General features: G+C 61.0%; 11 protein-coding genes. 5 read left to right on the top strand and 6 right to left on the bottom strand.

The window, feature by feature from the left end; all coding sequences use genetic code 11:
- Positions 1-3: 3 nt before the first annotated feature.
- From FEZ60_RS06510 to FEZ60_RS06500, 3 genes are read right to left on the bottom strand one after another with little or no spacing between them, the layout of a single operon-like run.
- Complete coding sequence (locus FEZ60_RS06510; RefSeq protein WP_045068881.1) at positions 4-1,014, bottom strand: NADP-dependent oxidoreductase; 1,011 nt, start codon at positions 1,012-1,014, stop codon at positions 4-6.
- Positions 1,014-1,439, bottom strand: coding sequence for an organic hydroperoxide resistance protein (locus FEZ60_RS06505; protein ID WP_033234010.1), 426 nt, complete (start codon positions 1,437-1,439; stop codon positions 1,014-1,016). The genes FEZ60_RS06510 and FEZ60_RS06505 overlap by 1 nt, the downstream gene beginning before the upstream one ends.
- Complete coding sequence (locus FEZ60_RS06500) at positions 1,436-1,894, bottom strand: MarR family transcriptional regulator (protein WP_045068883.1); 459 nt, start codon at positions 1,892-1,894, stop codon at positions 1,436-1,438. The genes FEZ60_RS06505 and FEZ60_RS06500 overlap by 4 nt, the downstream gene beginning before the upstream one ends.
- A gap of 134 nt (positions 1,895-2,028) precedes the next feature.
- On the opposite strand from FEZ60_RS06500, the gene sthA reads away from it, so the two are divergent.
- Positions 2,029-3,441: a Si-specific NAD(P)(+) transhydrogenase gene (sthA, locus tag FEZ60_RS06495; protein ID WP_172935754.1), complete on the top strand. Its 1,413-nt coding sequence runs from the start codon at positions 2,029-2,031 to the stop codon at positions 3,439-3,441.
- On the opposite strand, the gene FEZ60_RS06490 is transcribed toward sthA, so the two are convergent.
- On the bottom strand, positions 3,425-4,444 hold the full coding sequence (locus tag FEZ60_RS06490; protein WP_095888324.1) for a helix-turn-helix domain-containing protein: 1,020 nt from the start codon (positions 4,442-4,444) through the stop codon (positions 3,425-3,427). The genes sthA and FEZ60_RS06490 overlap by 17 nt on opposite strands.
- A 242-nt stretch (positions 4,445-4,686) precedes the next feature.
- Here FEZ60_RS06490 and FEZ60_RS06485 point away from each other — a divergent pair, with 242 nt between their 5' ends.
- Positions 4,687-7,332: a LuxR C-terminal-related transcriptional regulator gene (locus FEZ60_RS06485; RefSeq protein WP_346343337.1), complete on the top strand. Its 2,646-nt coding sequence runs from the start codon at positions 4,687-4,689 to the stop codon at positions 7,330-7,332.
- Here the strand turns inward: FEZ60_RS06485 and FEZ60_RS06480 are convergent.
- On the bottom strand, positions 7,324-8,079 hold the full coding sequence (locus FEZ60_RS06480; protein WP_033234014.1) for a MerR family transcriptional regulator: 756 nt from the start codon (positions 8,077-8,079) through the stop codon (positions 7,324-7,326). The genes FEZ60_RS06485 and FEZ60_RS06480 overlap by 9 nt on opposite strands.
- Positions 8,080-8,346: 267 nt before the next feature.
- Between FEZ60_RS06480 and FEZ60_RS06475 the strand changes: the two genes are divergently transcribed.
- The 3 genes from FEZ60_RS06475 to FEZ60_RS06465 all read left to right on the top strand — a co-directional run bounded on the left by FEZ60_RS06475 (position 8,347) and on the right by FEZ60_RS06465 (position 13,291).
- On the top strand, positions 8,347-11,802 hold the full coding sequence (locus FEZ60_RS06475; RefSeq protein ID WP_116102355.1) for an indolepyruvate ferredoxin oxidoreductase family protein: 3,456 nt from the start codon (positions 8,347-8,349) through the stop codon (positions 11,800-11,802).
- Positions 11,803-11,918: 116 nt separating this feature from the next.
- Entirely contained in the window at positions 11,919-12,722 is an 804-nt protein-coding gene (locus FEZ60_RS06470) for a MerR family transcriptional regulator (RefSeq protein ID WP_239654769.1), read from the top strand.
- Positions 12,719-13,291, top strand: a complete 573-nt coding sequence (locus FEZ60_RS06465; protein WP_052683586.1) for a hypothetical protein — start codon at positions 12,719-12,721, stop codon at positions 13,289-13,291. Before FEZ60_RS06470 ends, FEZ60_RS06465 begins: the two co-directional genes overlap by 4 nt.
- An 11-nt stretch (positions 13,292-13,302) precedes the next feature.
- Here the strand turns inward: FEZ60_RS06465 and FEZ60_RS06460 are convergent, their stop codons facing one another.
- Positions 13,303-14,943: an amidohydrolase gene (locus tag FEZ60_RS06460; protein WP_045068891.1), complete on the bottom strand. Its 1,641-nt coding sequence runs from the start codon at positions 14,941-14,943 to the stop codon at positions 13,303-13,305.
- Positions 14,944-15,167: the final 224 nt, after the last annotated feature.

The following is a 15,167-nucleotide window of genomic DNA, read 5'->3' as shown; positions in this document are numbered from 1 at the left end:
CTCTTACAGCGTGACAACCATCTTGCCGGTGTTCGCGCCGCGCATCAGATCGATGAACGCCTGCGGGGCATTGTCGAGACCTTCGACTATGGTCTCGTCCCACGCAATCTTGTTGTCGGCGAGCCACCCCGCCATGTGGGTGCGGAACTCGGGGCCGAGATGGCGGTATCCGCCAACCAGGAATCCGCGCAATGTGAGCTGCTTGCCGATCGCTGCCGCCAAGTTGCTGGGGGCAGTGGGCTTTTCGGTGGTGTTGTACTGAGCGATGGCTCCGCACATCGCGATTCGGCCGCCAGAATTCATGGCGTCGATAGCCGCCTCGAGATGTTCACCGCCGACGTTGTCGAAGTAGACGTCGATTCCGTCGGGTGCGGCAGCGGCGAGAAGTTCGGTGACCGGTCCGTCGTGGTAGTCGAACGCGGCATCGAAGCCGAGTTCGAGGAGACGAGCGACCTTCGCCGGAGAGCCCGCGCTGCCGATCACACGCTTGGCACCCAGGAGCTTTGCGATCTGGCCGACCAGTGATCCGACGGCTCCTGCTGCGCCGGAGACGAATACGGTGTCACCTTCTTTGAACTCGGCAACAGCTGTCAGTCCCGCGTACGCGGTGAGGCCCGTCATGCCGAGCGCACCGAGGTAGGCCGTGGCTGGGGCAATGGACGTATCAGCGGGAGTGACGGCTGTCCCGTCGAGAATCGCGTACTCGCGCCACCCGAGGCCGTGGACAACAACGTCTCCGACAGTGCGATCGGCGGACTTCGAGGCGATAACTTCTCCGACTGCGCCACCGTCGAGAGCCGCGCCGATCTGGAAGGGCGGCAGGTACGACTTCACGTCGTTCATGCGTCCACGCATGTACGGATCGACCGAGATCGCGATGTTGCGCACCAGGATCTGGCCGTCTTCGAGTTCGGGAAGTTCGACCTCGACTGTGGAGAAGTTCTCGGGGGTCGGCCAACCGTTCGGCCGGGATGCAAGGTGGATCTCGCGGCTGATTGTGGGGGTGGAACTCATTAATCGTCCTTACTTACTTCGAGGGTGACCTCGATGTTGCCGCGAGTTGCGTTGGAGTACGGGCACACCTGGTGCGCCTTCTCCGTCAGCTCGACGGCCTGTTCATGGGGCAAATGGGGAAGTGAAACTTCAAGCGTCACAGCAAGTCCGAAACCGCCGGCGTCGTTCGGGCCGATGCCGACGCGAGCGCCCACCGCAGAGTCCGCAACATTGGCTTTCTCCGCTCGGGCGACCATCTGCAGTGCAGAGTGGAAGCACGCCGCATATCCGGCGGCAAAGAGCTGCTCGGGATTGGTGCCGTCGCCGCTGCCGCCCATTTCCTTCGGGATGGCCAGGCCGAGATCGAGGCGTCCGTCGGAGGTGCGGGCGTGGCCGTTGCGACCTTCGCCGGTGGCCAGTGCTTCTGCGGTGTACACGATGTTCATGGCTTCTTCTTTCCGTCGACAGCGTTGGATGTTTGAAGGTGCTTGCCTAGCCGGACCAGGACTTCCCGGAGTTTCACCAGTTCGTCGAGATCAAGTCCCGTTGCCTCGGCGAGCGTGCGGGGTATGTCTTCTGCCTTGCTGCGCAGTGCCAAACCGCTCTCGGTCAGGTGAATCTCGACGCGGCGCTCGTCACTGGTCAGGCGTCGGCGCTCGATGAGCTCTTGGCTTTCCAGTCGCTTGAGGAGCGGCGAGAGAGTGCCGGTGTCGAGATCAAGGGCGTCGCAGATATCCCGAACGCCGCGGCCGTCGCGTTCCCACAGTGTCAGCAGGACCAGGTACTGGGGATACGTAATTCCCAAGTCCTCCAGCATGGTTCGGTAGGCGGCCGTGGTTGCTCGCGACGCCGAGTAGAGGGCGAAGCAGAGTTGGTGTTCGAGGGCGAGCGGGTTGGTCACAAAAAACACTGTAGCGCACAGTTTAGTTGTGCACAACCTAGCTGTGCAAAATCTATCTTGGACGCCTGCGGTCGTTCACGGAGTATTGACACGCCTGCCACCTGTCCGACGCGTGTGGACGGTACTTCTGAACGATGAGCGATTCGACGGAATATGACCTGGTTGTCATCGGCTCCGGCCCGGGCGGGCAGAAGGCGGCAATCGCGGCCGCCAAGCTGGGCAAACGAGTGGCCATGGTCGAGAAGGGCAACATGCTCGGGGGAGTGTGCGTCAATACCGGCACCATTCCGTCGAAAACGTTGAGGGAGGCGGTTCTCTATCTGACCGGCATGAATCAGCGCGAACTGTACGGCGCGAGCTACCGGGTGAAGGGGAACATCACACCGGCGGATCTGTTGGCTCGAACGCAGCATGTCATCACCAAGGAGATCGAGGTGGTGAGATCACAACTCTTGCGTAACCGCGTCGAACTGCTGGTCGGAGTCGGATCATTTGTCGACGCGCACACCATCCTCGTCGAGGATGCTTCGCGCGGCGACAAGATGACGATTACCGCGAAGTTCGTCGTGATCGCCACGGGCACACTGCCTGCGCGTCCGGCGGGCGTCTCGTTCGACAGCCACCGAGTTCTCGATTCCGACGGAATCCTGAATCTGACGTCCATTCCCGGCACCATGGTCGTGGTCGGCGCTGGTGTTATCGGAATCGAATACGCGTCGATGTTCGCAGCGCTCGGCACCAAGGTCACCGTCGTGGAGAAACGAACCTCGATGCTGGACTTCTGCGACCCTGAGATCATCGAATCGCTTCGGTATCACTTGCGGGATCTGGCGGTGACGTTTCGATTCGGTGAGGAGGTGACTGCCGTCGACGTCGGCGCCAACGGAACTCTCACCACGTTGGGTAGCGGCAAGCGGATTCCAGCCGAAACCGTCATGTATTCGGCTGGGCGTCAAGGTCTTACCGCGCCTCTGGCATTGGAGAATGCCGGACTCGAGGCCGACGACCGCGGCCGAATTTACGTGGACGAGAATTTCCGCACCAAGGTCGAGCACATTTACGCCGTCGGCGATGTCATCGGATTCCCGGCTCTTGCAGCCACTTCCATGGATCAGGGTCGACTGGCGGCGTATCACGCGTTCGAAGAACCTGGCGCGAAGTTGATGGATTTGCAGCCTATCGGCATCTACTCGATTCCCGAGGTGTCATACGTCGGCGCAACCGAGGTCGACTTGACCGAGGTATCGGTGCCGTACGAGGTCGGGGTGTCGCGCTACCGCGAACTTGCCCGCGGTCAGATCGCCGGCGACTCATACGGAATGCTGAAAATTCTGGTATCCACGGACGACCTCAAGTTACTCGGGGTTCACATCTTCGGTTCGGGAGCAACAGATCTCGTCCACATCGGACAGGCGGTCATGGGGTGCGGCGGTACCGTGGAATACCTTGTGGATGCGGTCTTCAACTACCCGACGCTGTCTGAGGCGTACAAGGTTGCTGCACTCGACGTGATGAACAAGATCAGGGCTCTCAAGCAGTTCCAGTAGACAATGATGTCAGGTGGCGGTGAAGGCGGTTGATCGACGGATTCCCGATCGTGCGCCGGCCTTCGAGTCGCACTCTGCTCGGAGTAGTGCCGTAGTAAGCCTCGAAGGCTCGTACGAAGTGCGGTTTTGACGTGAATCCCCAACGGCGAGAGATATCTTCCACGGACGCGTCGGCGGAATCCGGTGTCGTCAGTTCGCGGTACGCATGTTCTAGTCGCTTACGGCGGATCACCTGCGCAATCCCACCCTCGTCGTTGAACGCACGGTAGAGCTGCGCCCGGGAGACTGCCAGTGCAACGCAGATTGTCGTAGGGCTGAGCCAACTCTCGCCGAGATGATCGAGAATGTACACCAGGGCGCACGCTCGAAGACCCTCCGGAGGTGCTCGAAGTTGTTGCTCGGGTGCAACGTGCCCCACACTGGCTTTCAGCAGCGATTCGACAACGTTTTCGTACTGCGCCGCGCCAGCGAAGTCGAGGTGTGGGAGTGCGTCCGAGATCGACTGCAGGCACTGCGAGAAAACTACCGCGGGCATTCCCGTCAGGACGGTGCCGTGCAAGGAGCGACCGTGCGACGAGGCCTCGACGAGTGCACGCGGCACAACCAGACTGATCGTGCGGGCAGTGCGCTCCGAGTGTGTTCGGACGCTCGCGCGAAGCGGTTTGCCTAAATCGACAAACGAGACCTCGTTCGTCCGGACGAGGAAGTCGACACCGTCGGCGTCGCCGCCCATCGCGCCGGCTGTCCACGCCTGGACCACGTAGTGATCGTCCAGTTCGCTTTCCGTGATCAGTCGACGGTTTCGCACGTAGTTCTGACTGTTGACGGTGGTCTCGCCGATCAGTGACGTCCCGGTGGCAGTACCCGAGATCGTCCCGTGAAGTGGGACATCTCGGCCGGCGCGTTCGGTGACGTAGAAGGGCCGAGTCGCTGCTCGCCAGTAGTCGTCACGGTCCGCCGCGTCCACAAATCCCGTGGATATGTCAATCCGGGGCTCAATCATGGGCACGCGGGGGATGTTATGTGAAATAGGCCAGGTCAGGGGCGCTTTCCGGAAAATAGCAGAGATAAGTGATCGGCGCCACAATGTGAGACAAAACGGGCATGAAGTGGAGACGCTTCGCATTCACACTGCGGTGGACATGGGCCTATGGTCGATACTGTGCGCGGATCTGTGTGGAATTTCTGCTCGGGCCGGGGGTTTGCCTCCCGGTTTCGGGGCGTGCCCGCAGTAGGGCTCGCGTAGTGCCCGGATCGAAGTCGGATCCGATCGACCGCAAGCCCAGAAGTCGTGTCTCCGTGCGCCGCAGGCTGCTGGGGGCCGCGTCGTCGACGCCCCGTGCTCGACTCGTCAAGCTGATGCAATCGCCGTCGGGATTGACTGTTCTCGACGCTCCCCGTGGGTTTGGTAAAACCGCACTCGCCGGGTTGTGGTTGTCGGCCCCGGCTCCATTGCCGAATCGGCCGGTGGTGTGGGTGCCTGCGCCTGATGCGCCCACAAATCACATCGACTACTGGGACAAGGCACTGACCGTCATTCAGGATTCCTGCGAGGCAGTTCCGAGGCTCGCGGATAATCACGCGTACCCCGAACGCAAGATGCGCGAGTATCTTGCGGCATCGACGGTGCCGTTCGTGGTGGTGTTCAACCGGGTGGATCTGATCGAGGGGCATGGCCTCGGTGAGCGGCTCACTGCCCTGATCGACGACGTGCCGGGATTGAAAATAATTGTCACACTGCAAGATCGAGCATCCGTGGAGGTCCTGGACAACGTCCGCATCGAGGAGAGCCTGACCGTAGACGATTTGCGATACACACCGGACGAAGCAGTGGCACTGTTTTCCGGAGCCGGTATTGCCGTGCCTGCCGATGTTGTCCACTCGATCTGCGGGCGGTTGGCGGGTGTACCCGCGCTGATGAAGGTGGCTGTGGATGTCGTGAGCGGGCTTCCGGAGCGCTCCCGTAGCCGCGAGATAATTATGCAGCGCATCGATCTGGCGCTCTACGGCTACACAAAGCGCCAGGTGCCTCCGAAGGCTGCGCGTACCGAGTTGTCGAATTTCACGCTTCGAATCGCTGCGGCGCGGACTGTTACTGTGGCAACAGCGCAGTTGTTGGTCCCGGGGGTCGACGTTGCCCCGCTGATGAATCGGCTCGAATCGTCCGCCTTGTTGTTCCGCGACCGGCATCGGGAGAATTGGTATTTTCCTCCTGCCGTTCGTGAAGCGCTGATGAGGATCGACGACGAAACCGGCGGTGCTTCCAGGGAGCGGTTGCTCCTACTGTCGCGGTATTGCCTCGACCACGGTGATATCGCCGATGCGGTCCACTACGCAATCGACGCGCAGGACTGGTCGGAGGTCGCTGCCATTCTCAGCCGGCACTGGGCGGATCTCCTGGTAGCGCATTCCGGGTTGCTCCGAAAAGCTATGTGGTCCATGCCGGAAGAGATCATGTCGGCAAGTCGTTCCATGCAGGTCGGGCGCGACATGCTGGAGTTCCGGTTGCGTACACCCTCCGTGGATCTCGACACCTACAACACGGAGTCCTCGGAACTTGCGGACGTCGCTGCGATGACCGACGTGCTCGCCCAACTGAACAGCGGAACGGTTCAAGTTATCGTGTTGCGCGCATCGGGAGAGCACGGGCGATCAGCCGACGTCGCACGCACTCTCGTCGATATCGCGGACTATCTGGATGTCGGCCGGATCGACGAGTTCAGAAGTCAGCTACCAGCTCTGCGTCTGATCTGGGGTGTCGCATTTCAACTTGTCGGCAATGTCGACGACGCAGCCACACAATTGGCGATCGCATACCAGGATGCGCTTCACAGCGGTCCACGTTTTGTTGCGCGACATTCAGCCGGCAATGCGGCGCTCAATGAGGTTCTGCGCGGCAGACTTTCGGAGGCGTCGCAATGGCTTCTCGCGGAAGGGGTAGAACCCGACGTTCCCGGGTGGCTGGGACCGCCGTCCCATATCGGCGGCGCAATCGCCCGGCTCTTGATTGCGTTGGATACGTTGGATCTTTCCGCGGCTGCTGCGGCGATCGAGATTCTCGACGGTATCTCGCCGGCTGGCGACGTGTGGGCCTTCGAAGCGTATGCCCGGACGCGGTGGGCATTGGCTCGGCGCGATCCTTTCGCGGGGCTGGTCACTCTTCAACGTGCCGGCGCCGCAAACGAACCGCCCGTCAATTGTGGCGTCTCGAGCGGTGTCGCAATGCTGAGCGCCGCGCGCATCGATTTGCTCCTGGCCGCCGGTGAAGGCGCCAAGGCAATTGGCGAGGCTGCGGTTCTCGGGAACCACTTGCCGATAGTGCAGGTCTCGGCGGCGCGTGCCTACTTTCTGACGGGGAACCCTGAGCGAGCCCTGCAACTATGCCGGGCAATCGACTGGAGCGCAGATTTCTATCCCAGGGTGCATACCGAGGCGAAACTGGTAGAAACCGCGGCATATCACAGTTTGGGTGAGTGGTCGGATGCCGGCGATTCCTGGTCCAGGGCTTGTGAATTGGTCGAGAGCACCGGTGCTCTTTCCGCGTTCTCGACAATTCCGCGACGAGTGATCGAGGATCTCGAAACGCGCGCACCATCACGTAGCAGCTCTGTTGTCGCTTTTCTCGAATCCGAAGCGGTAGAGATGTATCCCCCGACAATCGAACGCCTGGTCCTCAGCAGGCGTGAGGCAGAAGTGCTCCGCGGATTGTCGGACGGACTGCCCATCGCCGATATCGCCCGGAAGCTCTTTGTCACCCAGAACACGATGAAAAGTCACATTCGGCGGTTGTACCGAAAGCTCGGTGTCCATTCGCGTGACGAGGCGGTTGCCGCGGCACACCGGCTCTCCTTGCTCGGCGCAGAACCGGTGCGCCAACGGTTCTCACCGTAGGTTGGTCTCCGCGTACACGGTCATCGCGTCGCGGATCAGCTCTGCCGTACCCGGACCGTGGACGTCGTAGTTGGCGCGGAATCGTGGATCGTCGACGTACATCTGTCCCAGTCCGATAAATGCGTCGGCGCTGGGAGTCTTTCCCTGCCAACCGGTTTTGACCCAGGTGAACTGGCGGTGGGTGATGGCCTGGACGGTGTCGGATTCGGGTCCGAGCCCGTCTGCTGCGGCTTTGCCGAACGCCGCGGCGATGTCTTTGTGCGCGTTCAGGTGAGACGTCTTCTCCTGCTCGGACATCGAGCGCCACCACTTGTCGCTGCTGGTGTATACGTCGCTACCCCACCGTTCGATCACCTCGTCTTTGTATTGAGCGTGGTCGAAGCCGTCGAACACTTCTTCAGGCATGAGTGGTAGTCCTTTCTCGGTTTTTCTCAATGTTGTTGTCACCGAATCGATCTGGCGACAAATCCGGGCGCGTTCTTGTTCGAGCAGTTCGAGGTGAGTGTGCAGGGCGGTTGTTGTGTCTCGTTCGCCGCCCAGAATCTCCGCTATGACCGGCAGTCCTAGGCCGAGTTCACGCAGCAGCAGGATTCGCTGAAGCCGAACCAGTGCTGTGTCGTCGTAGAAGCGGTATCCACCTGCTCCCGTTCGATGGGGTTTCAGTAGTCCCAGGTCGCCGTAGTGGCGCAGGGTTCTGCTGGTGGTTCCCGCAGCTTTGGCAAGCTCTTGGATGGACCATTCGGTCACTGTTTTCCACTCCCTTCCTCTATCGGTGCGCTGTATCCATTGTGTAAGTTGACGTAACGTCAAGGTCAAGGGGAATTTTGCACCTGATTTCCGCGGTCGTCACGAACGCGTCTCCAGCTGACCGATTCGATGAACTAACCAGGGTGATCCAGCTCACTTGATGATCGTATTGAATAGTTCAAGCGCCCTCTGTTGACGCTTTCTCATACCTCGATAACGATCACCTGAACAGAACGAAATGTGCTGAAGACAGGAACGGTGGTCACGATGACTGAACTGGTGTCGGGCGTAGCCCAGACCAAGCCCTATGACCTCGACGATCGGTACCGGTCGGGATCGGGTCCGGTGTTGCTGACCGGTGTTCAGGCAATCGCTCGTGGCTTCGTCGAACAGCATGTCCGCGACATCCGCGCAGGCAAGCGGATCGCCACCTTTGTCTCCGGGTACCAGGGGAGTCCCCTCGGCGGCGTGGACAAGATGCTCCACGGGATGCCCAAGGTGCTCGCCGAGCACGACATCACCTTCGTACCCGGCTTCAACGAGGAACTTGCGGCCACCGCGGTCTGGGGTAGCCAAACAGACCTTCCTGCAGGAACCGCGACCCACGACGGCGTGACCGGCATCTGGTACGGCAAGGGGCCCGGTGTCGACCGCGCTACCGATACCATCCGCCACGCGAACATGTACGGCGTCAACCCCAGGGGCGGCGTCGTCCTTCTGGTGGGCGACGATCCTGCATCCAAATCGTCGACCGTACCTGCAGTGAGTGAGCGCTCCCTCGCAGCAATGGGCGTGCCGGTTCTGTTCCCCCGCAACGCCGAAGAAATCATCACGATGGGCATGCACGCGGTGGCGCTTTCACGCGCATCCGGTTGTGTTGTGGCCCTGAAGATCGTTGCCGACGTAGCGGACGGCGCGTGGACGGTTGACGGCAGCATCGCCGACTTCGACATCGTGGTGCCCGAGGTGCAGTTCGAAGGTAAGCCATTTGTCTACAAGCAGCGTCAGATGGCAGCGCCGCCGGACAGCGTCATCGCAGAAGCCGACTTGTACGGACCCCGGTGGGATCTGGTGCAGGCTTACGGCGCCGCGAACAATCTTGATGTGATCGAGGTTGATCCGTCAGGTGCCAAGATCGGAATCGCCGCTACCGGAACCACATTCGACTCCGTACGTCAGGCTCTGACAGACCTGGGTGTCGACGACGCAGCCCTGCATCGTGCGGGAATTCGGCTGCTCCGTATCGGTATGCCGTACCCGGTGGTGGGGGAGTCGGTGCGAGAGTTCGCAACCGGGCTCGAGCAGATCATCGTGGTCGAGGACAAGACGGCATTCGTCGAGGCTCAGATTCGAGAGATCCTCTACGGAATCGATGATGCGCCTCGCATCATCGGTAAGCGCGACGGCCAGGGCCGTCTGCTCATGCCCGCGAGTGGTGAGCTCACCGCAGGCCGGTTGCTCGCCCCGTTGCGCCGCGTACTCAAGCCGCACGTCGAGCTCAAGCGCACCCTCCCGGCTCCGCTGTCGCTGAACGTGCTCTCCGCCAAGCGAACCGCGTACTTCTGCAGTGGGTGCCCCCACAACCGTTCCACCGCAATCCCCGAGGGTTCCATCGGCGGCGGCGGAATCGGTTGCCACACACTCGTCACCATGTCCGGCCGTGAGGACAGCGCTGTCACCGGTTTGACGCAGATGGGCGGCGAGGGCAGCCAGTGGATCGGGCAGGCACCGTTCACCGACGTGCCTCACCTGTTCCAGAACATCGGCGACGGCACCTTCTTCCATTCCGGTCAATTGGCTGTTCAGGCGTGCATCGCTGCAGGCGTGAACATCACCTACAAGTTGCTCTACAACGAGGTAGTGGCGATGACCGGTGCGCAGGACGCAGAAGGTGCCCTCTCCGTTGCTCAACTCAGCCACAAGCTGACCACCGAGGGCGTCAAGCAGATCATCATCTGTGCGGACGATCCGGGCCGGCACAGCAAGCGTGCCCTGGCCAAGGGCACCAAACTCTGGCACCGCGATCGTCTCGACGAAGCTCAGAAGGAACTTCGCGAGATCAAGGGCGTCACGGTCCTGATCTACGACCAGCACTGTGCGGCCGACGCGCGGCGTCAGCGCAAGCGTGGCACGTTGCCCACCCGCAACACTCGCGTCGTCATCAACGAAGCGGTGTGCGAAGGCTGTGGCGACTGCGGAGTGAAGTCGAATTGCCTGTCTGTTCAGCCGGTGGACACCGAGTACGGTCGCAAGACGAAGATCGACCAGACCTCGTGCAACACCGACTACACCTGCATGGACGGCGATTGCCCTTCGTTCGTGACCGTCGAACTGGTTCCCGGAAAGAAGGCTCCCAAGGCCGCTCGTCCGGTCCCGCCAGTGGTCGCAGATCCTGATCTGGGCCCGCTCACCACAACCCAGAATGTTTTCCTCGCAGGTATCGGCGGCACCGGCATCGTCACCGTCAACCAGGTGCTGGCAACAGCAGCGCTGCGCGCCGGCCTCGAGGTCGAGAGCCTTGACCAGATCGGTCTCAGTCAGAAAGCCGGACCCGTTGTCTCCCACTTGCGTTTCAGTTCCGGAGCGCTCGAGCCGTCCAATCGGCTCACCCCGCGCAGTGCGGATTGCATCGTTGCCTTCGACCTGCTGACCGCGACCGACAACAAGAACCTCGACTACGGCAACCACGAGTCGACCATCTCCATCGCCTCGACGTCGCAGACGCCGACCGGAGACATGGTCTACGACAAGGATGTTCGCTACCCGGAGGAGTCCTCCCTCTTGGCTCGCCTTGACAAGGTCTCGCGGACGCTGCGTTCGTTCGATGCACTTGCCGCGGCCCAGGAGTTGTTCGGTAACACGGCAGCAGCCAACTTCCTGCTCATCGGTGCGGCTTACCAAAGCGGGGGACTTCGTCTTCCGGCTGAGGCCATCGAAGAGGCGATCGGCATCAACGGTGTTGCCGTGGAAGCAAATATCGCCGCATTCCGCTGGGGCCGCGCGGCAATTGCCGACACGATTGCGTTCGAGGCCGTCACGACGCCTGCCAAGTCCGTCCGCACACCGGTCGTCGCACCGGCACACATGTTCGCCGGGACAACCTTGGCTGGTGAAACCCTGCGACTGGTGGAACTGCGTGCGGCGCAGCTCATCGAGTTCCAGTCCGTCAAGGTCGCTGCGCGGTACATCGATCAGGTTCAGGCAGTCTGGACCGCCGAGCGGGCCGCAACCGAGCGCACCGACTTCAGTGAAGCGGTCGCCCGCGGCCTGTTCAAGTTCACCGCATACAAGGACGAGTACGAAGTTGCTCGCATGCTGGTCGATCCCGCCTTCATCGACGAGGTCAAGTCCCAGGTGCCTGCAGGGGAGAACCTGACATACAAACTGCACCCGCCGATTCTCAAGGTGATGGGTCGCAAGAAGAAGATCGGGTTCGGGCCGAAGTCGCATGTCGCGCTGAAGGTTCTGGCGAAGGGCAAGAAGCTCCGCGGCACCAAGCTCGATCCGTTCGGCTACATGCACGTTCGCAAGGTCGAGCGTGAACTGCTCGACCAGTACGAGACCATCGTCGCGGATCTGTCCCGCGCCTTGGGCGCCGAAGGTTACGACCGCGCCGTCGACATCGCGGCTCTCCCGGACATGGTTCGTGGTTACGAGGACGTCAAGCTCGGCAACGTCGAACTGTACAAGGCGCGCCTGCGTGAGTTGGGTGTCAACGGCTAACTCGGTACGAGGGATGACTGTGCCCCAGCGACATTGTCGCTGGGGCACAGTTGTGTTCCAGCGATATTGCCAATGAATCTTGACCTTGACGCTACGTCATGGTTGACACTGTGTTCATGCGAATAGGACAGCTAGCGGAGGCTGCTCAGACCACACCGAGGACTGTGCGGCACTACCATCGGCTCGGATTGCTCGCGGAACCCGTCCGGCGGGCAAACGGGTACCGCGAGTACACGATGGATGACGTCGTACGGTTGGTCCGCATTCGCTGGTTGGCCGAGCGGGGTGTTCCGTTGGGTTCGATAGCGGCGTTGTTCGCCGCAGACACCTCGGGAGAAGGGGTGAGCGATACCGTTGCCGATCTCCGAGCGTTGATCGGGGCAGTGGAAGTCGAACAGGCAAAACTGGCGCGTCGGCATGTCGGACTGACGTCGATGCTCGCGGACGCCGAGAGCGGCCGCACTGTGTCTGCCTTGCCTACGGACGTTGCGTCAGCTCTGACCGAGGCCGTCGATACCGCGTCGTCGCCGGGAGTGCAGCGCGCGCTCGAGCGTGAACGAGATCTTCTCGAGGTGCTGGCAATGACGGGAAGTGCTCCCGAGCAGTTTTTACACTCCTATGCGTCGGTGATCGCGGATGACGAGAAGCGTTCCCGTTACCTCGCGTCGCTGTCGGACTGGTCGAGTATCGAAGGGAAGGAGCCGGTTTCGATCGAGAGCGCGATTGGGCAGCTCGCATGCAGCATCCTGGCCCAATTCGACGAGCAGACAATTGCGGACCTGAGGGCCCAGTCAGACGTCGGGCTAGGCATGCCCGTCTCGCTCGACGATGTTGTTCCGGACCCGGCGCAACGTGAGGTAGTACTGCGGGTTCAGCGCGCGCTCGTGGCGCGAATAGTCGACGAAGGTGAGGGGCGATGACATTCTCGAACACAAAACTTGGGGCGTTGTGGCTCTGGATTCGTGGCCGTGACGCAGTTGTGGAGCAAGGCGCCGTCGTTGTTCGATCCAGCGGTGGATCATTGGTTCTTCCTGTCGCTTTCGGCGTTGCCACCGTCATCGAAATGGCGGTGCTGCACATTCTTGTGCCATGGATGTGGCTCAGTGTGATTCTTGCAGTGGCGTCCGTGTGGTCGTTGGTGGTGCTGTTCGGCTACCTGGCTCTGCATCGGGTTCATCCACATTTCGTGACGGACACACGGTTCGTGGTGCGACAATCCGGAACAGTTGTCGCTTCGATCGACCGAGAGTCTATGGCGTCGGCGGCGTGTGTGCGTCGATTCGACACAACAACACCGGAGTTAGAAGGCAGTCGGTTGACGTTGCCGAATCTCGACGGAACCAACGTCGATGTGGTTCTGCGACAACCGATCCACGTCGAACTTCCGGCGTTGATCCCGCGATACCGCCGGAGCGGATTTGTCGACAGGATCAGTCTGTACGTCGACGAACCCGCTGATCTGGTGGGCAATTTGTTGAAGGTGTCGTGAATGTAGTTGGGCTACTGCGGGTTTTGTACGCAGTTGGCGTACCGAACTGACCCGGCAACAACAGTCATCGCGATCTCGGTGGTGAGGAGTGAGTCGACACCTTCTGTGAACGGATCTTGTTTCAATACGACAAAATCGGCAGCTTTGCCCCGAACCAGTTGGCCGGTCACGTTTTCCCACCGACACGAGTAGGCCGCGTCCCGAGTGGCGTGTGCGAGAGCTTCCGCGAGAGGAAGTGCGTACTGCGGGAGGTTGGGTGGCAGTGACGGGTCGATGGCAGACATGCGAGTGGTGGCGATGAACATGTTAGGCAGCGGTGGGTGAGGCGCAGTCGGCGCGTCCGATCCCAAGGCGAGAACCGCACCGGCCTCGGTGAATTCGGGCCACGGGTAGGCACGATTCACACGGTAGTCGCCGAGCATTGCACGCCAGTTTTCTTGAATAGCAGGATCCGCATGAACTGGTTGCATGGAGGCGACCACACCGAGTCGGGCAAGGCGCTCGACGTTGTCTCGGGTGATCGACTCCAGGTGTTCCATCCGATGCCGCCGGGGAATATCCCCGTTGGTGGCTATCGCGTATTCGAGTGCAGTCAAACCGATCTCGGACGCCTCGTCGCCGATAGCATGCATGGCGATTTGCAGGCCTGCGGCGTCGGCGGCGGTCACGACAGGTATCAATGACTCCAGGTCCCAGATGGGCTCGGCGTTGGTGCCGTCCGAATACGGCTCTTTCATTGCAGCAGTGCAGCTGTCGATCACACCGTCGATGATGATCTTGATGCCCGCGACGGCGAGCCACGGACCTTGGACGCGATTGTGCAGCTCGATCACGTCATGAACTTGCCTGACATTATCGGCGTCGTTGTCCTCACGCGTCATCAGCCAATGTGCAGCGACCCGCAACGGCAGCGTTCCGTTCCCTGCGTCCAATGCTCTTTCCAGACAAGCTAATTCGTCCGGGCCAAGTGCCATGTCCACTGCGCCGGTTACGCCGTCTTCGAGATAACGGCGGAACGCGAGCGCCAGGGCAATGTCCCGGTCCTCGTCGGTTGCGAGTTCAGCCAGCTTCGGCCACACGTAGAGCATCACCGCGGTCTCGTACAGCATTCCGGTTGCTTCTCCGGTGCTCGGGTCTCGATCGATGCGACCACCGATCGGGTCGGGCGTGTCGGCATCGATGCCAAGTTCTCGTAGCGCCGCGCTGTTCACCCAGACAGAATGTAGATCGTTGGCATCGAGGTACACCGGACGGTCGGGCACGACGGCGTCGATCATTTCCCGCGTCGGGTGTTGCCCACCGAGTGCCGAGAACAGCCAACTGCGTCCAAGCAGACGAGGTGCATCGGGGTTCGATTCCGAGAAGGTGCGGATGCTGGTCTGGATATCGGCAATACTGGTGGCGTCGAGCAAATCGAGCTTCTGCAGTGAGAATCCCATCATGATCAAATGGGTATGCGCGTCGACAAAACCGGGAAGTACAACGGCGCCTTGGAGATCGACCACTTCGGCGTCAGGGGCAAGGATTTCCGCGAACTCGGACTCTCCCGAGAAAATGAGCTGCTGATCCTTGACGACCAGCGATTCGGCCCAGCCGCCCTCGGCGGCAGTGAAAATCTTCCCGTTGCGGTAGTGAGTGATGCGCTCATTCATGACTTTTCGTGATCCTTACGCGATGACGGCGGTGGTGACAGCGGCGCTGTGGTGACGATACGCACCCTCGGTGCGCGCGGACAGGCGAGATACCAAGGCGAGCGGGACCAGCAGAAGGAAGTTGATGGAGGCGATTCGTCGAGTATGGGGAGCGGCGCGTCGACCACTAAGTCTAGCGAATTTGATTCGTTAAATGTGTGTTTTGCGTGAATTTGGCGTCGCCG

The organism is Rhodococcus sp. MS16 (assembly GCF_013277795.1).
In the GTDB taxonomy this organism is placed as follows: domain Bacteria; phylum Actinomycetota; class Actinomycetes; order Mycobacteriales; family Mycobacteriaceae; genus Rhodococcus_F; species Rhodococcus_F globerula.
The sequence above is the reverse complement of the archived record's forward strand: the minus strand, read 5'-3'. Positions and strand labels throughout refer to the sequence as shown.

Excerpts from the sequence above, each read along its gene's own strand:
- FEZ60_RS06505 (WP_033234010.1), bottom strand. The coding sequence starts at position 1,439 with ATGAACATCGTGTACACCGCAGAAGCACTGGCCACCGGCGAAGGTCGC.
- FEZ60_RS06510 (WP_045068881.1), bottom strand. The coding sequence starts at position 1,014 with ATGAGTTCCACCCCCACAATCAGCCGCGAGATCCACCTTGCATCCCGG.
- FEZ60_RS06490 (WP_095888324.1), bottom strand. The coding sequence starts at position 4,444 with ATGATTGAGCCCCGGATTGACATATCCACGGGATTTGTGGACGCGGCG.
- FEZ60_RS06470 (WP_239654769.1), top strand. The coding sequence starts at position 11,919 with ATGCGAATAGGACAGCTAGCGGAGGCTGCTCAGACCACACCGAGGACT.
- FEZ60_RS06460 (WP_045068891.1), bottom strand. The coding sequence starts at position 14,943 with ATGAATGAGCGCATCACTCACTACCGCAACGGGAAGATTTTCACTGCC.
- sthA (WP_172935754.1), top strand. The coding sequence starts at position 2,029 with ATGAGCGATTCGACGGAATATGACCTGGTTGTCATCGGCTCCGGCCCG.
- FEZ60_RS06475 (WP_116102355.1), top strand. The coding sequence starts at position 8,347 with ATGACTGAACTGGTGTCGGGCGTAGCCCAGACCAAGCCCTATGACCTC.
- FEZ60_RS06465 (WP_052683586.1), top strand. The coding sequence starts at position 12,719 with ATGACATTCTCGAACACAAAACTTGGGGCGTTGTGGCTCTGGATTCGT.